Genomic DNA, 20,976 nt, shown 5'->3' on the forward strand with positions numbered 1-20,976 from the left:
CCCGGTGCCGCCGCGGCCGTCTAGCCGTTGGACTCGACCTGCACCTTGAGGTTGGTGAGCAGCTCGTCGTAGATGCGGCCGAGCCCCTTGGGGGCGAAGGTCTTCTCGAAGAAGCCGCCGATGCCGCCCGCGCCCTGCCAGGTGGTGGTGATGGTGACGGTGGTGGCGTCGCCCGCGCTGTCGGCGGCGACGGCGCGGTAGGTGGTGACCATCGAGCTGTTCGCGTCGGTCTCGGTCACCGTGGCGCCGTCGACGGTGACGGTGGCGCGCACGTCGCGCGAGCGCTTCTCGGTGGCCTGCAGGATCCACTCGGCGACGGTGCCCGAGCCCTGGCCGCCCTCGATCACGCGGTACTCGCGGTAGTTCGGGGGCAGGATCTCCGCGCGGCGGGTGTAGTCCGCGATGGCCGCCAGGACCTTCTCGGGCGCGGCGGCGATGGTGATGGACTTTGTGGCGGTTACCTGGGCCAACGTACTTCGATCCTCTGAGTATCGGTGCCCTCGAGCAGGTCGGGGGCGTGGATGTCGGCACCGCCGACGGGTTCGATGCCAGCCTAACCAATCGGTAACGGCCCGCGCGCGCCGCGGCCGAGAGGTATAGCGTCGTAGATCGTGAGTGCTCGCAATAGAACGCCGGCGCGAACCCCGTCGACGATCCCGATCGCAGGCGAGGCCGCCTATCAGGAAGGTCTGGCGCGCCTGCGCGACAGCTACCGAGCGATCCCGCCGAACTCACGGGTCCGGCTGGCGAAGAAGACCTCCAATCTGTTCCGCGCCCGCGCGGCCACGGACGCCCCCGGGCTCGACGTCTCCGGCCTCGCCTCGGTCATCTCCATCGACCCCGAGGCCCGGACCGCCGACGTGGGCGGCATGTGCACGTACGAGGACCTCGTCGCGGCGACCCTGCCCTTCGGCCTCGCGCCCACCGTCGTCCCGCAGCTGAAGACGATCACGCTCGGCGGCGCTGTGAGCGGGATGGGCATCGAGTCGAGCTCGTTCCGGGCCGGGCTGCCGCACGAGGCGGTGCTGTCGATGGACATCCTCACCGGCAGCGGCGACGTGGTGACCGCGACGCCGGACGGGCCGGACGCGGAGCTCTTCTTCGGCTTCCCCAATTCGTACGGCACGCTGGGCTATTCGACGCGGCTGACGATCACCCTGGAGCCCGTCGCGCGGTACGTGGAGCTGCGGCACGTGCGCTTCCACACGCTGGACGACCTGCAGGAGGCGATGGCGGACATCGTCGATGGGCGGGAGTACGACGGCGAGCCCGTCGACTACCTCGACGGAGTGGTCTTCTCCGCGACGGAGTCGTACCTGGTCCTCGGCCGCAAGACCGACGAAGCCGGACCGCTCAGCGACTACACGGGCCGGGAGATCTACTACCGGTCGATCCAGCACGCCGACGGCGTGACCCGCGACCGGCTCACCACCCACGACTACCTGTGGCGCTGGGACACCGACTGGTTCTGGTGCTCCCGCGCCTTCGGCGCGCAGAACCCGAAGGTCCGGCGGCTGTGGCCGAAACACCTGCTGCGCAGCAGCTTCTACTGGAAGCTCGTGGCGCTGGACCGCCGGTGGGACATCGGCGACCGGCTCGCCGCGCGCAAGGGCGAGCCGCCCGGCGAGCGCGTGGTACAGGACATCGAGGTGCACATCGACGAGACCGTCGACTTCCTCGAATGGTTCCTGGACGAGATCCCCATCGAGCCGATCTGGCTGTGCCCGTTGCGGTTGCGTGAGCCGCTGCCGACCGGCGCGGACCCGGACCGGCCGTGGCCGCTGTACCCGCTGAAACCCCGCGAGACCTACGTGAACGTCGGTTTCTGGTCCGCGGTCCCGAAGCAACCCGGCCAGATCGAGGGCCGGGCGAACCGCCTCATCGAGGAGAAGGTGTCGGAGCTCGGGGGACACAAGTCCCTCTACTCCGAGGCCTTCTACGAGCGCGCCGAGTTCGACGAGCTCTACGGCGGAGTCCACTTGGAGAAGTACAAATCCCGCTACGACCCGGAGGATCGTCTGCTGGGGCTGTACGACAAGACAGTCAGGAGGCAGTGAATTGACGCGATCCACTGAGCATCTCCCCAAGCTCAGCCTCGCCGAGATCATCGAGAAGGTGGCGGGCGGGAAACTCGCCATACGGGTGAAGGCCTACGACGGCTCGTCGGCCGGGCCGGACGACGCGCCCTACGGCCTCGACCTGCTCACCCCGCGCGGAACGACCTATCTCGCCACCGCACCCGGCGACATGGGCCTCGCGCGCGCCTACATCGCGGGCGATCTGGAATTGACCGGCGCGCCCCCCGGAGACCCCTACGAAGCGCTGCGGGCCCTCTCGGACGACCTGAAGTTCGCCAAGCCGGGGCCCCGGCTGATCGCGCAGATCGCGCGCTCGGTCGGTGCCGAGCACATGATCCCCATCGCGCCCCCGCCGCAGGAGGCGATCCCGCGCTGGCGGCGGATCGCGGAGGGCCTGCGGCACAGCAAGTCCCGCGATGCCGACGCGATCCACCACCACTACGACGTCTCCAACCGCTTCTACGAGCTGGTACTCGGGCCGTCGATGACCTACACCTGCGCGTGCTACCCGGATTCCGGCGCGACGCTGGAGGAGGCGCAGGAGAACAAGTACCGCCTCGTCTTCGAGAAGCTGCGCCTCAAGCCCGGCGATCGGCTGCTGGACGTGGGCTGCGGTTGGGGCGGCATGGTTCGCTACGCGGCCCGCCGTGGGGTGCACGCCATCGGCGCGACGCTGTCCAAGGAGCAGGCGGAGTGGGCGCAGGCCGCGATCGAGGCCGAGGGCCTCGGCGAGTTCGCCGAGGTGCGCTACAGCGACTACCGCGACGTACCCGAGGGCGACTTCGACGCGATCAGCTCCATCGGTCTCACCGAGCACATCGGCGTGCACAACTACCCGGCGTACTTCACGTCGCTGCGGGAGAAGCTGAAGACCGGTGGGCTGCTGCTGAACCACACGATCACGCGGCACGACAACAAGCTGTCGGGCAAGGGCGGCCAGTTCATCGACCGGTACGTCTTCCCCGACGGTGAGCTCACCGGCTCCGGCCGCGTGATCGCCGCGATCCAGGACATCGGCGGCATGGAGGTGCGCCACGAGGAGAACCTCCGCGAGCACTACGCGCTGACCCTCGCGGAATGGTGCAAGAACCTGGTCGCCAACTGGGACGAGGCCGTCGCCGAGGTGGGCCTGGGCACCGCCCGCGTCTGGGGACTGTACATGGCCGGCTCGCGGCTGGGCTTCGAGCGCAACGTCGTCCAGCTGCACCAGGTGCTGGCGGTGAAGCTCGACGAGAAGGGCGGGGCCGGCGATCTGCCGCTGCGCCCCTGGTGGGACGCGTAGCTCCACAGCCGAATCCGGCGCTCGCCCCGATCAGATGGGGCGGGCGCCGAGTTCGTTCTTGAGGAGCTCGAGCGCGATCTCGTCCGGGTCGCGGCGCGGGGCGGTGGTGCCGCCCGAGGCGGCGTCCTCCCGATGCGCCGCGTCGATCATCTCCTCCTCGGAGATCTCCTCGACCGGCGCCGGCTCGGGGTCCGGCTCGGGCGGGAGCGGGATGTCGTCGTGATGCGACGGTGCTCGGTTCTCCCGGCCCGCCGGCCGCGGGTCCGGCCGCTGATCGCCTGCGCGGCTGCGGCGCTCGAAGGTGGGCGGCGCCTTGCGCGGCTCGGCGGCCGGGCGCTGCTGCTGCGCGGGCGCCGCGGCGGCACCCTGCGCACGGGGGCCGCTGCCGTCGCCGACCTCGACGTTCCACTGGGTACCGAAGACCTCGCGGACGGCGTCACGCAGGTTGCCCACGTGCTGCTGATCGCTGAACCGGCTGAGCAGCGCGGGGATCGGCAGTGCGAGGTGCAGGACATCGCCGGCGAGGCCGAGCACCTGCACGTTCGGCATCAGAGCGAAGGTCACCGTGCTGCGGTCCTTGACCGCGCGGAGCACCTTCGGCCAGGCCGTGCGGACCTCCTCCACGGACGGACCCGACGGTGCCTGCGCTGCCGGAGCGGCAGGCGCGGGCTCCGGATCCGGCACCGGCCGGGGCTCGGGTTCCGGCGCGGGCTCCGGATCCGCGGCGCGCGGCGGCGCCGGGGACTCCGCGGGCGGAGCGGTCGTCGGCGGCTGGGGCTCCGGGGCGGGCTCGGCGCGGTGCAGCACCGGCTCGGACTCGACGGGGCGAGCGGGTTCGGCCGGGGCCGCGGGTTCCGGTGCGGACGGGACCTCGTGCGGAGCGGCTTCCGCCGGCGGGGCAACGGCCGCGGCGGGCGCCGACGGCGCTGCGGGCGGCGGGGTGGGCTCCGCCTGCTGGGCGGGAGTCGGCTGAGCCGGGGCCGACTCGGTCGCGCCCTCGGCCTGGCGCTGGCTGGGCCGCACGAAGCGGGACGGCGGACCGTCGGATTGCGGGGCACCACCGGTGGCCGTGCTCGACGCGGTCCCGGGCAGGGCGGGGGCGGCGCCGTCGGCGGGAGCGCCCGCCGGGCGGCGCTCCAGCGCCTCGATGCGCTGCAGCAGCGCGGCCTGCGAATCATCCGCGGCGGGGAGCAGCATGCGAGCGCACATGACCTCGAGCAGCAGGCGCGGCGAGGTGGCGCCGCGCATCTCGGCGAGCGAGGCGTGCGTGACCTCGGCGCAGCGCGTGAGGGTGGCGAGGCCGAGCTTCGCGGCCTCCCCGCGCATGGTCTCGAGCACGTCCTCCGGCACATCGATGAGGCCGCGGTCGGCGGCGTCGGGGACGGTGTGCAGGAGGATCAGGTCGCGGAGGCGCTCCAGCAGATCGGTGGCGAAGCGGCGGGGGTCGTGCCCGGCCTCCATCACCTTCTCGACGGCGCCGAACAGGGCAGCGCCGTCGGCGGCGGCCAGCGCGTCGACCGCGGCGTCGATGAGCGCGGTGTCGGTGACCCCGAGCAGGCCGAGGGCGCGCTGGTAGGTGACGCCCTCCGGCCCGGCGCCGGCGAGCAGCTGGTCCATGATCGACAGCGAGTCACGCGGCGAGCCGCCGCCGGCGCGGATCACCAGCGGATACACCTGGGGCTCGACCGCGACGTGCTCAGCTCCCGTGATCTTCTCAAGCAGCGGCCGCATCACGTTGGGCGCGAGCAGCCGGAACGGGTAGTGGTGCGTGCGGGAGCGGATGGTGGTGAGCACCTTCTCCGGCTCCGTCGTGGCGAAGATGAAGATGAGGTGCTCCGGCGGCTCCTCCACGATCTTCAGCAGCGCGTTGAAGCCCTGGGGCGTGACCATGTGCGCCTCGTCGACGATGAAGACGCGGTAGCGCGACTCGGCCGGCGCGTAGAAGGCACGGTCGCGCAGCTCGCGCGCATCGTCCACGCCGCCGTGGCTGGCGGCGTCCATCTCGGTGACGTCGAGGTTGCCCGGGCCGCCGGGGGCGAGCGCGACGCAGGAGTTGCAGACGCCACAGGGCGTGCTCGTGGGGCCCTGCTCGCAGTTCAGCGAGCGTGCCAGGATGCGGGCCGACGAGGTCTTGCCGCAGCCGCGAGGGCCGGAGAACAGGTAGGCGTGGTTCACCCGGCCGGAATCGAGCGCGGTGCTCAGCGGCTCGGTGACGTGCTCCTGCCCCACGACCTCGGCGAACGTCGCTGGACGGTACTTGCGGTAGAGGGCCACGGTGCCAGGTTACCGGCAGGGTCCGACAGCGGCGCAGCTCGCTCCGACACCGTCCGCGCGTGCGGCGGACGACGCCGTCACGGCCGCTTCTCCTCCTGCGGCGGGACCGCGGGGAACTGCCCCGACGGGTGCGGCGGATCGGCGGGGAACTGCCCGGTGGGGTGCGGCGGGACCGCGGGGAACTGCCCCGTCGGATAGGGCGGAGGTGGCACGAACGCACCCGGGCCCGGCATGGGCGGGCCCGCGGGGCGCGGGCCGCCGAGCCGACCGGCGAACGACAGCGCGAGCAGCATGCACAGGGCGACGAACAGCACGAGGACGTAGGCCGGGTGCACCGGCACGGCCATGAGCCCCAGTAGCATCAGCGCGCCCCAGATGCAGCAGCTCGCGACCCGGGCCGGCAGGGAGCCGCGCGCGACGAAGACTGCCAGGCCGATGAGCGGCACGAACAGCAGCGCCACCTGGATCAGCGTGGGCGTCAGCATGAGGAACATCATCACGCCGAGACCGAAGTCGTCGTCGTAGTCCTCGCTCATCGTCGGGTACGTCGCCATCCACCAGATCACGAGGCCCACCAGGGTGAGCGCGGCGATCGTTGCCTGGACCAGCGCGAGCGCGCGATAGATGCGTGGCACCGGCGGTGCGGCGTTCGGATACATGCGGGCCCTCCCCCTCGACGTTTGCGTCTGCACCCACGGTAGCGGGCGGACCGTCGGCGGAGAAGGGCGAAAGCCGACAGCGGCGGCCCGGAAATCGATCCGGGCCGCCGCTCAGCGGGCTGCTACTTCTTGTCGCGATCCAGGCCCAGCACGTCCGTGATGTAGAAGAACGGGTCGGTCTGGTCGGTCAGCCCCACGACGTTGGCGGCGCCGGGGCCGTACGCGGCGATGCGGACCTGGCCGCCGGTGTGCTGCTCCTCGCCCGGGTCGAGCGACGTACCGTAGTTGACGGTGAGCAGGCCGCCGTCCTTGGTGTTCAGCGTGCGGGTCAGGCCGGGCGTGACGGTGCCCGCCTCGATGATCTGGCTGGTGTGCGCGTGATCGCCGGTGACGATGACGAGAGTGTCCTTGTCCTGCTTGGCGAACTCGAGCGCCGTGGTGACCGCCTCGGAGAGCTGGACCGTCTCGCCGATCTGGCCGCAGGGATCGGCGTCGTGGTTGGCCTTGTCGACGGATCCGGACTCCACCTGGAGGAAGAAGCCCTTGTCGCCCTTGAGCAGGTCGATGGCCTTCTTCGTCATCGACGCGAGCTTCGGGGTGGCGCCGAACGCGGGGTTGGGCGCGCAGGTGACCGCGGGCTCGCGGCCGCCGTCCTTGGTGGCGGTGGCCTTGTCCCACAGGCGCGGCAGGTTGCCGTCGGCGAAGACGCCGAGCACCGGTTTGTCCTGGTTCGCGGTGCTGATCGCGTCGAGCTCGGAGCCCGACCGCACGATCTGGTAGCCGCGCTCCTTGGCCTGCGCCTCGAGCGTCTTGTCCCGGTACTCGCCGGCGGTCGCGGTCTCCTGGAAGGTCTTCCATCCGCCGCCGAGAGTGACGTCGGCGCGCGCGGCGATCAGCTGCTCGGTGATCGACCCGAGGCCGCCGTTCTCCAGCGCGTCCGAGCTGCACTTCTCCTTGGTGGCGACGGGGCCGTAGCACTTGCGCTGGGCCACGTGCGCGACCTGCACGGCCGGGGTGGCGTCCTGCAGCTCGGTGGTGGTGACGTTGCCGGTCTTGCGGCCGTTGGCCCGGGCGATCTCGAGGATGGAGCGCTGCGGCTTGCCGTTCACGTCGACGCCGACGGCGCCGTTGTAGGTCTTGGTGCCGGTGGACCACGCGGTGCCGGACGCGGCGGAATCGGTGGTGTAGTCGGGCTTCTTGGTGGTCTTATCGAGGGCGTAGGTGGTGTAGTCGCCGGACAGCGGCAGCTCGTCGATGCCGGGGATCTTCCCGCCCGCGCCCCACTGGTAGTCCCGGGCGAGGGTCAGCTCCTGGTTGGCGGTGCCGTCGCCGATCACGAGGATCACGTTCTTGGCCGTGGAGCGCTGGATGGACTCGGCGATGGCCTGCGTCTGGTCGCCGGCGAGGCGCTTGGCGCCTCCGTGCGTAGTGATGTCGCCCGCCGCCTGGCGGTTGATCTCCACCTTCGCGGCGGTGTCGCCGGACGTGCCGGGGCCGCCGTCGTTGCTGCCGCACGCGCCGACCACGCCGAGAACCGCCACCGCGCTGACGGCGAGCGCCGTCCGGGCCTTGCCCCTACCGAGTTTCGTCATTGCTGCAGCGAAACATGCGCATGTGAACATAGGTCCATGCGCGGGTGAACTTCCCGTGATCCCGGCTAACGAACCCGCTCGGCGCGCCCGATCATCGCCTGCGCGAGCGCCGAGCCGAACAGCAGGCCGAGAGCGAGGGCGCAGATCACGGCCGCCACGTCCACGACGGTGCGCGCGCCCTGCTCGGGATCGATGCCCACCGACGTGACCGACAACAGCCCGAGACTGCCCGGCACCAGCACCCAGAACGCGGGCAGGAAGACCACCAGACGCGGGAGCTGCGGCCGTAGGTACGCGACCAGCGCGGCGCCGAGGCTGCCCGCGATCGCGCCGAGGAAGCCGCCGAGTACGGCGCCCGAGACGTGCTGCCCCGCGAGCTGGGCCCCGAAGGCGGCCGCGACCACGAGGCCGATCGCCGGCAGCAGCCGCATCGACGCGCCCTCGTTGAGGCACACCCCCACGCAGATCAGCGCCAGGCCCACGGGCGGGCCCCACCAGCCCAGCTGGTTCACCCGCTCGTTGACCAGCAGCTCCGGCCCGACCCCCAGCGCGGTCGTCGCGGCGAGGATGCCGAGCGAGAACATCAGCAGCTGGACGGTGCCGAAGGTGAGCCGGGCGCTGCCCGCGACCATCGCGCCCGCGGCGAGCTCCGACATCCCGGTCACCATGAGCGCGCCCGGGAGGAGCACCGCGAGCGGCGCGAGGAGGGTGCGCAGCGGACCGTCGAGCCACCCGGCCTGCGCGGCGGCGAAGACCCCCGCGCCCACCGTGAAGGCGGCGATCGTGGGCAGCAGCGTCGCGGCCAGCCGCACTCGGCCGGCGAGCTTGACCAAGAGCATCACGACGACGCCGCCGATCGCCGCGGCGGCGATGTTGGGCCAGCCGGGCTGCAGCAGCATCGCGATGCCGACGGCGATCACCGGCCACGAGACGTCCTGCACCCACTGGGGGTAGTGGTGCGGCAGCGAGCGCAGGGTGCCGAGTCGCGCGAAGGCCTCGTCGACGGAGAGCGTCCGGGCGACGAGGCCCCGGCGCACGTCGGCGACCACGGCAGACTGGTCGAGCCGCATCGGCCCGTCGACGGACTCGAAGGTCGCGGCGGCGCCCGGCTCGAGGCCCAGCGTGAGCCCGGTGGGGGTGGCGCCGATCTGCGCGAGCGGGTGCCCCATCGCGGTGGCGACGCTCTTGAGCTCGTCCTCGACCTCGTGCACGGGCTGGCCGCCCGCGATCATCGCGGCGCCGAGGTAGGCGAGCAGGCGGCGGTCGTCCTCGACCCGGTCAGGCTGCACGGGCGGCCGGCTCCGCGCTCGCCGGCACGGACCCGTCCGTGCTCCGCAGGTACCAAGCCGACCCGATCAGGGTGACCACGAAGATCCACACGTAGACCCCGCCCGCGAGCGCCTTGAGCACGGGGTTGTCCATCGGCCGCAGGAAGATGCCGATCGCGTAGGTGTCGTGGACGTCGTCGACCCCCGTCGGCTGCAGCGTCGGGAAGTAGGTGACCCAGATGAAGGTCGCGGCGACGAGACCGGCGGCCGCGACCAGCGCGAGCACCCGCCGGCGCGGGTCGTCGGTGAGCATCGCGAGGGCGAGGAGGAGCACCAGCAGCGGCACGATCCACACCCAGTGGTGGCCCCACGAGAACGGGGAGACCGCGCACGCCGTGAGCCCCACGACGGTGACCGCGAGCAGCACCACGCCGCGCCGGTACGCCCACGCCGCGACCGCGAGACCCGCGAGGGCCGCGGGCACGGCGACCGCCAGCCAGACGACCGTCGACGGCTTCTCCGCGTCGGTGAGGTAGGCGATGAGGCCGTTGATGGACTGGTTGCCCACCTGGTTCGGTTCGCCCACGCGGTTCGCGTCGAGGAACGTGCCCGACCAGTACTGCCACGACTGCTGCGGGATCACGATGAAACCGATCACGACGGTGCCGGCCAGCGTCGCCAGCGCCGTGCGGGCCTCGCGCCACTGCCGCGTGACGACGAGGTAGGCGAGGAAGAACAGCGGCGTGAGCTTGATGCCGGCGGCGATGCCGATGCTGAAGCCCTTGAACCGCGCGCCCGGGGGCCGACCGAGGTCCCACAGCAGGAGCAGCATGAGGAAGACGTTGATCTGGCCGAACCAGAGGGTCGTGCGGACGGGCTCGAGCACCGTCGCCACCAGCGTCAGGCAGATCGCCGCGAACCACACCCGCCCGTCGCGGACGAAGCCGACGAGCCGGAGCGCGATGAGGATGCAGGCGAGCAGAGCGAGCATCACGGCGATGGACCACACCCACCGCAGCACGTCGGTCGACATCCAGCTCAGCGGCACGAACAGCACGCCGGCGAACGGGGTGTAGGTGAAGGGCAGGATCTCGTTGAGCAGCGGACCGTCGTACAGCCCGTCGCCCCCGTGCGCGACGATCTCGCCGCCCTTGCGGTAGACCTCGGCGTCGATCTGGTTGTGGAACAGCCCGTACATCGGCGTGGAGAACGGGATCCGGACGAACTGCTGCCAGACGGCCACGCCCGCGGACACCGCGAAGAGGGCCAGCACCCACCACTGCCGGGGGAACCGCCGGCTGTTCTCGTCCGCCACCGGCGCGATCCTCCTGCTCAGGCGCGGCCCCTATTCGGGCTGCGACATCAGCTTTTCAGCAGAAGCCAAGAGTACACAGGTCGCCACGCCGTCCATTGCGGTCTCAAGCTCCGCGATGGACGGGAAGGTCGGCGCGAGCCGGATGTTGCGGTCGTGCGGGTCCTCGCCGTGCGGGAAGGTGGCGCCGGCGGCGGTCAGGGCGATGCCCGCCTCCTTCGCCAGGTCGACGGTGCGCTTGGCCGTCCCGTCGAGCACGTCGAGGCTGATGAAGTACCCGCCCGTGGGCTCGCTCCAGGACGCGACCTTCGCCGCGCCGAGCCGGTCCTCGAGGATCTCCAGGACCCGCGCGAACTTGGGCGCGATGAGGTCGCGGTGCTTGCGCATGTGCGCGCGCACGCCCTCGGCGTCGCCGAAGAAACGGGCGTGCCGCAGCTGGTTGACCTTGTCCGGGCCGATCGAGGTCAGGCCCGTGTACTTGCCGTACCAGGCCAGGTTCTCGGCCGAGGCGCCGAGGAAGCTGACGCCGGCGCCCGCGAAGGTGATCTTCGAGGTGCTGGCCAGCACGTACGGCCGGTTCGGGTGGCCGGCCTCGGCGGCCAGGCCCAGGATGTCGGGGTCCGACGGTGCGTCGCCCACCAGGGCGTGCACGGCGTAGGCGTTGTCCCAGAAGATCCGGAAGTCGGGCGCGGCGGTCGGCATCGACGCCAGCTCGCGGGTGACCTCCTCGGAGAACACCGAGCCCGTCGGGTTGGAGAACTTCGGCACGGCCCAGATGCCCTTAATCGCGGGATCGTTCGCGGCGAGCTCCTTGACGACCGCCATGTCGGGACCGTCGGGGTTGAGCGGCACCACGATCATCTCGATGCCGAACTCGGCGGTGATGGCGAAGTGCCGGTCGTAGCCGGGCGCGGGGCAGAGGAACTTCACCGTCTCCTCGGCGCCCCACGGGCGCTCGCCGTCGACGGTGCCGTGGATCCACGCCAGGGTGATCAGGCGGTGCATGATCTCCAGGCTGGAGTTGTTCTGCGCGTAGAGGTTCGCGACGGGAATGCCCAGCAGCTCACCGAAGATCGCGCGCAGCTCGGGCAGGCCGGCGAGGCCGCCGTAGTTGCGGGTGTCGGTGCCGTCGGCGGCGCGGTAGTCGCCCTCGCCGGGCAGCGCCAGCAGCGCGTTCGACAGGTCCAGCTGGTCGGGGGCGGGCTTGCCGCGGGTGAGGTCCAGCTTCAGCCCCTGCGCCTTCAGCGTCTCGAACAGCCCCGTCAGCTTCGCGTAGACGTCGGCGAGTTCGGACTGACTCAGGGACACGTACGTGGACATCGGATGCGCCTCCGGCGGTCTTCGGGCCCGGACATAAAAGGGGACTCCGCGCACCCGCCAGAGCCCGTTGACCCTTGCTGCGTTCCCGCCCTGGGGGAGTTCACAGGATGGACGCCGCGCGGAGTCCGTGGACCACTATACGGGTCCGGGCTGGTTTGGGTCGACGGGGGCCTTCGTCTACAGTGGTCCACGGAGGATTCGCCTAGTGGCCTATGGCGCTCGCCTGGAACGCGGGTTGGGTTAATAGCCCTCAGGGGTTCAAATCCCCTATCCTCCGCCACGGATCGGCCCGTGACCAGCACTGTTGGTCACGGGCCGTTCCTGTACCCGCGGACTTCCTGTCAGACTGGGGCGGAGCCAGGGGGATGCGATGACCGACGACCGATTCCGCAGCGACGAGGGCGCCCGCGCGGTGCGCGACGAGTACGACCGGCTGCTGTCGGCATACCTGCCGGACGTGGAGCGCACCGTCGTCGACGGGACGCACGTCCTCAGCGCCGGGCCCGACGGTGCGCCCGCGGTCGTGCTCCTGCACGGCTCGGGCGGCACGTCGCTGAACTGGGCGACGGAGATCTCCCGGCTCGCGGAGTCCCATCGCGTGCACGCCCTGGACCTCCCCGGCGAGCCGGGCGGCACCGTCGTCGCGCGGCTGCCGCTGGAGCCCGGGGCGCACGCCGCGTGGCTCGCGGGCGTGACCGACGCCCTGGGCGCGCCGCACGCCGCGGTGGTCGGCGAGTCGCTCGGCGGATGGGTGGCACTGGACTACGCCACCGAGCACCCGTCGCGGGTGCGGTCGCTGGGCCTGCTGGTGCCGGGCGGGCTCGGGCCGCGGCGTACTGCCCCGCTGCTGGTCGCGGGCCTGCTCAGCCTGTTGGGCGCGCCCGGCCGGCGGGCCGCGATGCGCTACTTCACGGGCTGGACGCCGTCGGACGAGCCGGGCCTCGAGCGCGACCTCGCCGCCTTCAGCGACCTCACGTTCCGGGCGTTCCGGCCTCGCACCGACGGCCTGCCCGTCTTCGCCGACGAGGCGCTGGGCCGGATCACCGCGCCGGTCACCGCGGCGTTCGGTGGGCGGGACAAGATGCTCGACGGTCCGCGGGCCGCAGCACACGCGCGCGCGGTCTTCGGCGACGACGCGGTGACCCTGCTGCCCGGCGCGGGGCACCTGCTCCCCGACCGCGCGAACCGAGCGCTGGCGGCCACGGACCGATAGCGGCCTGCGGGCGATTGAGTTCGCAAGCACAACGAGACGAGTCGTGCGAAACTGAGCGCAACCTGAACACGAGAGGTCGCCACGTCATGCGCGATACCGCCCGCAAGCTCGGATACGCCCTGGTCGCAGTCCTCGGTGCGATCGCCCTCACCTGCGTCTCCGCGGTCGCCTGGGCGGCCACGACGGTGCTCGTCGTCCCCGGGACCGGGACGAAGGACCCGTCGAAGGTGACGGGTTACCAGGAGAACGTCATCGGCTACTACGTGCAACCGACCGGCGCGTGCGGGGCGACCGCCTGCGTCGCGAAGCCGGTGCCCTACATCGCCGAGTTCTGGCCGATCCCGCTCGCGGGCTGGGGCGGGCTCGAGGGAGCGAAGTGGGACGACTCGGTCGCGAGCGGCGTGACGAGCCTGAACGAGCAGTACGCCGCCGCCGACAAGGACTCCCCGATCGTGATCTTCGGGTACTCCCAGGGCGGCACCGTGGTCACGGCGGTGAAGAAGCAGCTGGCCGAGAACGGCGGCATCCCCGACAACGTCTCCTTCGTGGTCATCGGCAACGCCAGCCGCCCCAACGGCGGCCTCTTCACCCGGCCGTCCTTCCTCGGGCACATCCCGATCCTCGACGTCACCTTCGGAACCGGCACCCCCACGAACACCGGCACCCCGACCCGTCCGATCAACACCACCGACGTGGGCTTCCAATACGACGGCGTCACCGACTTCCCCAAGTACCCGGCGAACCTGCTGGCGACCGCGAACGCGCTCGCCGGGTTCTGGTACGTACACGGGAAGATGCTGACTCCCAAGGGCTCCGACGCCCCGTCCGCCACGCCGATCGGCTACACCCCGGACGAGGTCCGCGCGGCCGTCGAGGCGGCCACCGCGAACTGCTCCGCCGGAAACCACTGCCAGGTGAGCGGCGACACCCGCTACGTGACACTGCCGGCGAAGATCCTTCCGCTCATGCTGCCGCTGCTGGATCTGGGTAAGGCCACGGGCACCACCGGACTGGTGACGCCCTTCGTCGATCTGGTCTCGCCGGCGGCCCGCGTGCTGATCGAGACCGGTTACGACCGTCGCGATTACGGCGCCGCGAGCCCCTTCGGGCTGTTCCCGGTGATCGACCCGCTGCGCCTCGGCGTGGACCTGATCGGCGCCGCCGTGCAGGGCATCGGCCAGGCCGCGACCGGCACCGGCGACGCCTCGAAGTTCCTGGCGCCGAAGCCGACCGCCCCCGCAGCGACCGACGCCGCGGACACAGCCGCGTCGAAGACCACGGAGACCTCCGCGCCGCAGACGACGCAGGAGCAGTCGCCGGTGCTGCAGCTCGTGAAGACCGCGGAGCCGAAGACCACGGAGCCGCAGTCCGATCCGTCCCCGACGACCGCACCGACCGGCACCGTCGCGCCGACCGGCACCGTCGGGACGAGCGAGCCGAGCGAGCCCGCCGAGCCGAGCACGACGGCCGAGCAGACCACCGAGCCGGCAGCGAGCGCGACGGAGAAGACCACGGCACCGACGGCGACCGAGCCGAAGACCGAGACCTCCGAGCCCGCCGCGGACGAGCCGACGGTGGCGGCGTCCGCAGCCTGAGCGACTACTCGCCCGAGAAGAAGGCTGCGGTCCGCTCGCCCTGCGCGACAGCCTGATCCGCGGGCACGCCCGCGGCGATGGTCGCCTCGGCCCACGCCTTCGCCGCCGCCGCGACGAGGTTCTTGGCCGCGGGCGTCGCGAAGAACGCCTCGGCGTCCTCGGGGCGGTCCTGCCCGGTGGTGAGGAACGCATTCAGGCCGAGGAACGCGAGATCCCAGCCGACGCCCGTGGCGCCGGGGCCGAACTGCTCGTAGAAGTCCCGCACGTTCTCGCCCGAGTGGGTGAGCGTGAGGCGGGCGCCGTCACCGTCGGGCTCGACGACGACCTCGACCTGCGAGGCGCCACCCATGATCTCCCAGGAGATGAGGTAGCGGTGCGGGGCGTCGCATTCGAGGACGGTGCCGGCGGCGTTGCCCTCCACCTGGAAGCGGCCACCCAGGGCGAGTTCGCCGTGGACGGGCGCGAACCAGCGCGGCAGGCGCTCGGCGCTGGTCACCGCGTCCCAGAGGTCGGCGACGTCGGTGGGGTAGGTCTGGCTGAGCGAGCCGGAGACGTAGACGTCCCCCTCGCCGCTGTCGCGCACCTCGGCGCGCCGGGTGACCGCTGCGGGCTGGGCCGCGGCGAGATCGTCGATGTCGTAGGTCATGATTCGTCCTTCTCGGTAGCCGTTCGGCGCGCCTTCTTGCCGCGCGAGATCTCGGTCCCCAGGGCCCACAGCTTGGGCTCCCAGAAGTGCCGGAACGGGACCAGCCAGTCGTCGACCTCCCGCAGGGGTTCGGGCTGCACCGCGTACAGGCGGCGCGTCCCCTCCGGCCGGACGGTGACGAATCCCGCTTCCCGCAACACCTTCAGGTGCTGCGAGACCGCGGGCTGGCTGATGCCGAAACGTGCACGCACGTCGTCGCTCAGCTCGCCCGCCGAGAGCTCGCCCTGAGCGAGGAGCTCGATCAGGTGGCGGCGGACGGGATCACCGAGGACGTCGAAGGCGTGCACGAGATCGAGTATTTCACTTTGAACTTATATAAGTCAAGAATGAAATACCTGGAATCCGGGAAAGTTCTGGTCGCGCTACCCGACGGTGACCGTGATCGTGCGCTCGACGGTGGGCTCGTTCAGCTTGGTGGTGTCGACCTTGAGCACCTCGAGGCTGTCCTGCAGACCGTTGGCGAGGATCTTCGCCTTGAGCTGGAACGGCGTCTTCGGGCCCGCGATCCCGGCCAGGCCGAAGTCGCTGTCGTTGGCGATGAACAGCGTCTTGCCGCCGTCGGGCGAGGCGAGGCCCTCCACCTTGTCGTGGCCGAAGAACTTCCCGGCGGGGTTGAGCTTGTCGACGAGCCCGCTGAGGTCGAGGGCCACCGACTTGCGGACCGGGGTGATGCCCGCGCCCTTGAGCGCGGCCTCCGCCTCCGCGGTGCCGGTCACGCCGGCGATGGTCTCGGGGTTCTGCTCGCCGAGCGGGGTCGCGCCGTCGAGACTGATCCGGTAGATCGTCTTGTTCGCCTTGGGCGCGGTCTTCCCGTCGCGCTCGTCGACGAGGAACTCCGTGTTCGAGATCGCGGTGATCTCGGAGACGGCCTTCTTGGTGTCCTTTGGGTTGTCCAGGAGGTAGGCGTACTGCTGGACGGCCTTGGAGGCGAGGTCGATCGCGACGATCCGCGTGACGGGCACCTCCTTGGCGTTGCCGCTCAGGCCGGGAACGTTCAAGGCGGACTGCATGATTCCCACGAGCCGCTTGCCGTCGGGGGTCACCGTCAGACCCTCCATGCCCTGGTTGGGCGTGCGGCTCTTGAGGACCTCGGGCAGGCCCTTGCCGGGCAGGAGGCGCTCGAGCTCCTGGCCGTTGGCGTCGAAGTGGACGAGGAAGGGGCCGTACTCGTCCGAGACCCAGAACGAGCCGTCGGGCAGGGCGACGAGGCCCTCGGAGTCGATGCCGTGGTCGGTGGGCGGGAGCTCGGCGCCGTCGAGGTCGAGCATCTTCTCACCCGTGGGCGCGGCGGTGTCGTTGCGACCGTTGAGCGGTCGGCCGTCGCGGCCCTTGAGGGTGATGACGCTCTGCAGGACCGCGGCGCCGTCCTCGAGCTTGAACCGGCCGATCTGCGGGGTGAAGTCCGGCGTGACGGCGATCTTCTCGTCCTTGCCCGGGCCGTCGACGTTGGGCCCGCGGTCGGTGAGGCCGTAGAACTCGCCGGGCGCGCCAGGGACCGGCGTCCACGACGAGCCGTAGCCGCTGCCGTCGATGGAGACGCCGCCGACGGTGGCGAGCGGCGGGATGTCCGACGAGTACAGCGCGACCGCCGGCGAGACGACGGCCTTCAGCTGCACCGAGCCGGTGAAGCCCGCCTTGGGCTTGAAGACGAGGGCGCCGCCCTTCGCCGCCTCGACGGTGCCGTCGGGCGTGGGCTTGACGTCGACCACGGCGCCGCCCTGCGCGAGCCCGGCGAGCTGCGCCGCGGTGATGGTGAGCGGCGAATTCGTGCCGGTCTTGAGGTCGAGCTTGGCGGCGTCGTCACCCCCACCCGAGGAGCAGGCGGCGAGCGAGCCGCCCGCGAGGACGGCGACGAGGGCAACGGCGAGGCGGCGGTTCGAGCGCATGCCCTGTGCTTACCAGACCTCCGTGAACCGCGCGTGGACGGTGATCGGCTACTCGATGCGGTTGCCCTCGGCGTCCCAGTGCTCGGCGACCTTCTTGCTGGGCTGCACGCGCGGGGGCTCTCCAGGCATCTTGGGGTAGTCGGGCGGGTAGTTCAACTCGACGGGGTGCTGCTCCCAGAGGTCCAGCAGGGGCGTGAGGTCGTGCGCGACCTCGTCCATGTCGGCCCACGGGTTGCCGTCGGCGAGGCGCTCGGGCACGGAGAACAGGTTGAGCTCGTGCGGGTCCTGCAGCTCGGCCAGCTGATCCCACGTGAGCGGGGTGGAGACGGTGGCGCCCTGCACGGCGCGCAGCGACCACGCGGAGGCGATGGTGCGGTCGCGGCTGTTCTGGTTGTAGTCCACGAAGATCCGCTCCCCCCGCTCCTCCTTCCACCACGCGGTGGTGACGCCGCTGTCGCGCTTCTCCAGCTCGCGGCCGAACGCGATGGCGGCGTGCCGCACATCCACGAAGTCCCACCGCGGCGCGATGCGGATGAAGACGTGCACGCCGCGGTTGCCGGAGGTCTTGCAGTACGCCCGGAGGCCGAGGTCGTCGGCGAGCTCGCGGGCGACGCCCGCGACCCGCACGGCGTCGCGGAAGTCGGTGCCGGGCTGGGGATCGAGGTCGATCCGCAGCTCGTCGGGGTGGTCGACGTCGGCGCTGCGCACCGGCCACGGGTGGAACGTGATGGTGCCCATCTGCGCGCACCACACCGGGATCGCGATCTCGGAGGGGCACAGCTCGTCGGCGGGGCGGCCGGACGGGAATGCGATCCGCACCGTCTGCGCGTACTCGGGGGCGCCCTTCATCATCCGCTTCTGATAGAAGCCGTCGGCGTCCTTGTCCTGCGGGCCCTGCGCGAGCCGGCCGCCGGGGTGCACGCCGCCGGGCCAGCGTTCGAGCGCGGTGGGGCGGTCACCGATGGCCGCGAGCAGCGGCTCGCCGACGGCGGCGAAGTACTGCGCCACCTGAAGTTTGGACACCTCGGGCGTGAGGTCGGTGGCGGGGTAGATGATCCGGTCTGGGCTCGAGACCCGAACGGGGCGGTCACCGTCGGGCCCGGGGACGATCACCTCGGCTGCCGGGGCCTTGGCCATCACTCCCCCTCCTGCAGGACGTCGTCGAGGTCGTAGTTGACGGGGACCTCGAGCTGGTCGTAGCCGCAGCTCGACGGTTCGCGGTCGGGGCGCCAGCGCCTGAACTTGGCGGTGTGCCGCAGGCGCATGCCCTCCATCTGGTCGTAGTCGAACTCGACGACCAGCTCGGGGCGCACGGGCACCCACTCCCCCGTCTTCTCCGGGGTGGCCCAGCGGTTGGGCTCGCCCTGCACGGAGTCGGCGGTACGCATGGGCTCGAGGAGCTGCAGGTACTCCTCCCGCTTGGCGGCGGTGAAGGCACCGATGCCGCCGATCGGCAGCAGCTGCCCGTCCTGGTAGAGGCCGAGCAACACCGATCCGACGGCGTTGGGCTGCGACTTGTGCGGGCGGTAGCCGATGACCACGGCCTCGCCCGTGCGGGCGTGCTTGACCTTGATCATCTCCCGCTTGCCGGGCAGGTAGTGACCGTCGACCCGCTTGGAGATCACCCCGTCGAGGCCCGCCCCCTCGAACCGCTCGAACCAGTCGGCAGCGGCCTCGGCGTCGGTGGTGACGCGGCTGATCTTGCAGGTCCCGGTGCCGGCGTAGGCGGAGACGAGCACCTGACGGCGCGCGCTGAAGGGCTTACCGGTGAGATCCACGTCGGCCATGGCGATCGCGTCGAAGCCGATGAAGATCGCCGGGGTCTCCTCCGAGAGCTTCGTGATGCGCGACTCGGCGGGGTGGATGCGGGCGGAGAGCGATTCCCAGTCGAGCCGCTTGCGGCCCTCGCGGTGCACGGCGACGGCGATCTCCCCGTCGAGCACGCAGCGCTCGGGGAGCTCGGCCCGGGCCGCGGCGACGACCTCGGGGAAGTAGCGGCCGAGGTCCTTGCCGCTGCGGGAGCCGATGAAGACCTCGTCGCCGTCGCGGAAGATCAGCGCGCGGAAGCCGTCCCACTTCGGCTCGTGGGAGTAGCCCTCGCCGGGCACTGCTTTCGCGGCCTTGGCGAGCATCGGGTCGAGCGGCGGGTTCACGGGGAGGTCCACGCCTCGATCCTAGGCGCGGACACCGACCAAAAGGCCGTAAGCGGGACCCCGCCACCGCGAGGCCCCGCTCCCGAGGGGCGTTCAGCCCATGCTCTTCTGGCCGTCGATGGTCTCGCGGATGATGTCGGCGTGCCCGGAGTGGTGGGCCGTCTCACCTGCGATGTGCAGGAAGACGCGGCGGACGGTCCAGAAGACGCCGGGCGGCTGCCACGGCGCCTCCGGCAGCTCGAAGGACGTGTCGAGATCAAGGGTGCGCACCAGCTCGTCCGTGACGGCGGCGACCCGCTCGTGCTCGGCGAGGACGCCCTCGACGGTCTCGCCGTCGGTGAGGCGGAAGGTGTCCGCGAAAGCGGCCTGCTGCTCGGGGGTGATGCTCTCGAAGTCGATGCCGTCCATCGCGTGGCCCTTGCCCTGAGCGAAGTCCTGCCAGCCCTTCTCGACCTCGGTGACGTGCTTGATGAGGCCGCCCACCGTCAGCTCGCTGACGGTGCTGCGGGTGTTGGCCTGCTCGTCGGTCAGGCCCTGCGCGGTGAAACGCAGGAAATGGCGGCGCTCGGCGAGGAGGCTGAGGATGTCGTTGCGCTCGGCGGAGATGTTCTGTGTCTCGGTCATGGGAAGAAGGCTATGAGGTATTACTGTCAGTTTCTGTCCTTAATGCAGAACACACTGGAAAACATGGCGAACACGAGCTCCCGAACCCTGCGGCTGCTGTCCCTCCTGCAGACCCACCGCTACTGGCCGGGCTCCGAGCTGGCGGACCGGCTCGAGGTGTCGGTGCGCACCCTGCGGCGCGACATCGAGCGCCTGCGCGACCTCGGCTACCCCGTCTCCGCGTCCCGCGGCGTCGACGGCGGCTATCAGCTGGCGGCCGGCGCCGCGCTGCCGCCGCTGGTCCTCGACGACGAGGAGGCCGTCGCGATCGCAGTCGGGCTGCAGACCGCCGCGCAGGGCGGGATCGCCGGCATCGCCGAGACCTCGGTGCGCGCGCTGGGCAAAGTTGCCGCGGTGATGCCGCCGCGGCTGCGCAAGCGCGTCGAGGCACTGGGGGCCGTGACCCAGCCCGCCGTCCTCACCGGCGGCCCTGCCGTCGACCCGCGGATCCTCACCGGCCTCGCGGAGGCCTGCCGCGCGGAGGAGCGGATCGAGTTCGGCTACACCGCCGCCGACGGGGCGCGCACCGATCGGCTCGCCGAGCCGATGCGACTCGTCCCGCTCGGACGCCGGTGGTACCTCGTGGCCTACGACCTGTACCGCCACGACTGGCGCAGCTTCCGGCTCGACCGGATCAGCGGACCGTCGAGCACGGGCGTGCGGTTCCGGCCGCGCGAGCTCCCCGCCGAGGACGCCGCCGCGTACGTCCGCGCGTCCGTCGGCCAGCGCACGCCCGCGCATCGGATCGAGTTCCACGTGGCCGCGCCCGTCGAGCACGTGCGGTCGCTCATCGGTCGGTGGGCGCGCCTCGAGGAGGTGCCCGACGGCACCGTCGTGCGGATGGAGGCCGACACGCTGGACTGGCCCGCGATGGCGATCGCCGTCCTCGACGCGGAGGTCACCGTCGTCGAGCCCGCCGAGCTGACGGCCCACCTGGCCCGCTGGGCGGGAAACCTCGCCCGCGTGCGCTCGTAA

18 protein-coding genes, 1 tRNA gene and 1 other RNA gene are annotated in these 20,976 nt (G+C 71.4%); 6 read left to right on the plus strand and 14 right to left on the minus strand.

The annotated features are described in order from the left end of the window. Positions 1 to 20 precede the first annotated feature (20 nt). Complete coding sequence (locus ACM9LD_RS07400) at positions 21 to 470, minus strand: SRPBCC family protein (protein WP_415676094.1); 450 nt, start codon at positions 468 to 470, stop codon at positions 21 to 23. A 189-nt stretch (positions 471 to 659) separates the two neighbouring features. Here ACM9LD_RS07400 and ACM9LD_RS07405 point away from each other — a divergent pair, with 189 nt between their 5' ends. Both ACM9LD_RS07405 and ACM9LD_RS07410 read left to right on the plus strand, forming a co-directional pair. Further along, positions 660 to 2,057 (plus strand): FAD-binding oxidoreductase, encoded by a 1,398-nt coding sequence (locus ACM9LD_RS07405; protein ID WP_415676228.1) that lies wholly within the window; start codon positions 660 to 662, stop codon positions 2,055 to 2,057. A 1-nt stretch (position 2,058) separates the two neighbouring features. Then, a complete protein-coding gene (locus tag ACM9LD_RS07410) occupies positions 2,059 to 3,360 on the plus strand; it encodes a class I SAM-dependent methyltransferase (RefSeq protein ID WP_415676095.1) in 1,302 nt (433 codons plus the stop codon). Between the two features lie 30 nt (positions 3,361 to 3,390). Here ACM9LD_RS07410 and ACM9LD_RS07415 read toward each other — a convergent pair whose 3' ends face one another. The 7 genes from ACM9LD_RS07415 to ffs all read right to left on the minus strand — a co-directional run bounded on the left by ACM9LD_RS07415 (position 3,391) and on the right by ffs (position 11,915). Beyond that, complete coding sequence (locus ACM9LD_RS07415; protein ID WP_415676096.1) at positions 3,391 to 5,634, minus strand: DNA polymerase III subunit gamma and tau; 2,244 nt, start codon at positions 5,632 to 5,634, stop codon at positions 3,391 to 3,393. 77 nt (positions 5,635 to 5,711) lie between these two features. Continuing rightward, entirely contained in the window at positions 5,712 to 6,293 is a 582-nt protein-coding gene (locus tag ACM9LD_RS07420) for a hypothetical protein (RefSeq protein ID WP_415676097.1), read from the minus strand. A gap of 122 nt (positions 6,294 to 6,415) precedes the next feature. Further along, complete coding sequence (gene phoA, locus ACM9LD_RS07425) at positions 6,416 to 7,885, minus strand: alkaline phosphatase (RefSeq protein ID WP_415676098.1); 1,470 nt, start codon at positions 7,883 to 7,885, stop codon at positions 6,416 to 6,418. 65 nt (positions 7,886 to 7,950) lie between these two features. After that, positions 7,951 to 9,174, minus strand: a complete 1,224-nt coding sequence (locus ACM9LD_RS07430; protein WP_415676099.1) for a threonine/serine exporter family protein — start codon at positions 9,172 to 9,174, stop codon at positions 7,951 to 7,953. Continuing rightward, positions 9,164 to 10,468, minus strand: coding sequence for a glycosyltransferase 87 family protein (locus ACM9LD_RS07435; protein ID WP_415676100.1), 1,305 nt, complete (start codon positions 10,466 to 10,468; stop codon positions 9,164 to 9,166). The genes ACM9LD_RS07430 and ACM9LD_RS07435 overlap by 11 nt, the downstream gene beginning before the upstream one ends. A 30-nt stretch (positions 10,469 to 10,498) precedes the next feature. Further along, the gene (locus tag ACM9LD_RS07440; protein WP_415676101.1) at positions 10,499 to 11,785 is read right to left on the minus strand and encodes an aminotransferase class I/II-fold pyridoxal phosphate-dependent enzyme; all 1,287 of its coding nucleotides are present in this window, start codon (positions 11,783 to 11,785) and stop codon (positions 10,499 to 10,501) included. A 35-nt stretch (positions 11,786 to 11,820) separates the two neighbouring features. After that, positions 11,821 to 11,915, minus strand: an RNA gene (gene ffs / locus ACM9LD_RS07445) — signal recognition particle sRNA small type. 61 nt (positions 11,916 to 11,976) lie between these two features. Between ffs and ACM9LD_RS07450 the strand changes: the two genes are divergently transcribed. The 3 genes from ACM9LD_RS07450 to ACM9LD_RS07460 all read left to right on the plus strand — a co-directional run bounded on the left by ACM9LD_RS07450 (position 11,977) and on the right by ACM9LD_RS07460 (position 14,593). After that, a tRNA-Ser gene (locus tag ACM9LD_RS07450) sits at positions 11,977 to 12,065 on the plus strand. A 90-nt stretch (positions 12,066 to 12,155) separates the two neighbouring features. Further along, on the plus strand, positions 12,156 to 12,998 hold the full coding sequence (locus tag ACM9LD_RS07455) for an alpha/beta fold hydrolase (RefSeq protein ID WP_415676102.1): 843 nt from the start codon (positions 12,156 to 12,158) through the stop codon (positions 12,996 to 12,998). Positions 12,999 to 13,084: 86 nt separating this feature from the next. Beyond that, positions 13,085 to 14,593, plus strand: coding sequence for a PE-PPE domain-containing protein (locus ACM9LD_RS07460; RefSeq protein WP_415676103.1), 1,509 nt, complete (start codon positions 13,085 to 13,087; stop codon positions 14,591 to 14,593). A gap of 4 nt (positions 14,594 to 14,597) precedes the next feature. On the opposite strand, the gene ACM9LD_RS07465 is transcribed toward ACM9LD_RS07460, so the two are convergent. From ACM9LD_RS07465 to ACM9LD_RS07490, 6 genes are all read right to left on the minus strand, one after another. Then, positions 14,598 to 15,239, minus strand: a complete 642-nt coding sequence (locus ACM9LD_RS07465; RefSeq protein ID WP_415676104.1) for an SRPBCC family protein — start codon at positions 15,237 to 15,239, stop codon at positions 14,598 to 14,600. After that, the gene (locus ACM9LD_RS07470; RefSeq protein ID WP_224647790.1) at positions 15,236 to 15,586 is read right to left on the minus strand and encodes an ArsR/SmtB family transcription factor; all 351 of its coding nucleotides are present in this window, start codon (positions 15,584 to 15,586) and stop codon (positions 15,236 to 15,238) included. The genes ACM9LD_RS07465 and ACM9LD_RS07470 overlap by 4 nt, the downstream gene beginning before the upstream one ends. A gap of 75 nt (positions 15,587 to 15,661) precedes the next feature. Then, positions 15,662 to 17,185: an esterase-like activity of phytase family protein gene (locus ACM9LD_RS07475; protein WP_415676105.1), complete on the minus strand. Its 1,524-nt coding sequence runs from the start codon at positions 17,183 to 17,185 to the stop codon at positions 15,662 to 15,664. A gap of 48 nt (positions 17,186 to 17,233) precedes the next feature. After that, positions 17,234 to 18,322, minus strand: coding sequence for a DNA polymerase domain-containing protein (locus ACM9LD_RS07480; RefSeq protein ID WP_415676106.1), 1,089 nt, complete (start codon positions 18,320 to 18,322; stop codon positions 17,234 to 17,236). Beyond that, positions 18,322 to 19,350 (minus strand): ATP-dependent DNA ligase, encoded by a 1,029-nt coding sequence (locus ACM9LD_RS07485; protein ID WP_386110659.1) that lies wholly within the window; start codon positions 19,348 to 19,350, stop codon positions 18,322 to 18,324. The genes ACM9LD_RS07480 and ACM9LD_RS07485 overlap by 1 nt, the downstream gene beginning before the upstream one ends. An 81-nt stretch (positions 19,351 to 19,431) precedes the next feature. Continuing rightward, the gene (locus tag ACM9LD_RS07490) at positions 19,432 to 19,962 is read right to left on the minus strand and encodes a DinB family protein (protein WP_415676107.1); all 531 of its coding nucleotides are present in this window, start codon (positions 19,960 to 19,962) and stop codon (positions 19,432 to 19,434) included. 63 nt (positions 19,963 to 20,025) lie between these two features. Between ACM9LD_RS07490 and ACM9LD_RS07495 the strand changes: the two genes are divergently transcribed. Continuing rightward, on the plus strand, positions 20,026 to 20,976 hold the full coding sequence (locus ACM9LD_RS07495) for a helix-turn-helix transcriptional regulator (protein WP_415676108.1): 951 nt from the start codon (positions 20,026 to 20,028) through the stop codon (positions 20,974 to 20,976).

Source organism: Tsukamurella hominis (assembly GCF_965137015.1).
Taxonomy (GTDB): domain Bacteria; phylum Actinomycetota; class Actinomycetes; order Mycobacteriales; family Mycobacteriaceae; genus Tsukamurella; species Tsukamurella hominis.

Excerpts from the sequence above, each read along its gene's own strand:
- ACM9LD_RS07465 (WP_415676104.1), bottom strand. The coding sequence starts at position 15,239 with ATGACCTACGACATCGACGATCTCGCCGCGGCCCAGCCCGCAGCGGTC.
- ACM9LD_RS07475 (WP_415676105.1), bottom strand. The coding sequence starts at position 17,185 with ATGCGCTCGAACCGCCGCCTCGCCGTTGCCCTCGTCGCCGTCCTCGCG.
- ACM9LD_RS07455 (WP_415676102.1), top strand. The coding sequence starts at position 12,156 with ATGACCGACGACCGATTCCGCAGCGACGAGGGCGCCCGCGCGGTGCGC.
- ACM9LD_RS07460 (WP_415676103.1), top strand. The coding sequence starts at position 13,085 with ATGCGCGATACCGCCCGCAAGCTCGGATACGCCCTGGTCGCAGTCCTC.
- phoA (WP_415676098.1), bottom strand. The coding sequence starts at position 7,885 with ATGACGAAACTCGGTAGGGGCAAGGCCCGGACGGCGCTCGCCGTCAGC.
- ACM9LD_RS07420 (WP_415676097.1), bottom strand. The coding sequence starts at position 6,293 with ATGTATCCGAACGCCGCACCGCCGGTGCCACGCATCTATCGCGCGCTC.
- ACM9LD_RS07495 (WP_415676108.1), top strand. The coding sequence starts at position 20,026 with ATGGCGAACACGAGCTCCCGAACCCTGCGGCTGCTGTCCCTCCTGCAG.
- ACM9LD_RS07480 (WP_415676106.1), bottom strand. The coding sequence starts at position 18,322 with ATGGCCAAGGCCCCGGCAGCCGAGGTGATCGTCCCCGGGCCCGACGGT.
- ACM9LD_RS07440 (WP_415676101.1), bottom strand. The coding sequence starts at position 11,785 with ATGTCCACGTACGTGTCCCTGAGTCAGTCCGAACTCGCCGACGTCTAC.
- ACM9LD_RS07490 (WP_415676107.1), bottom strand. The coding sequence starts at position 19,962 with ATGACCGAGACACAGAACATCTCCGCCGAGCGCAACGACATCCTCAGC.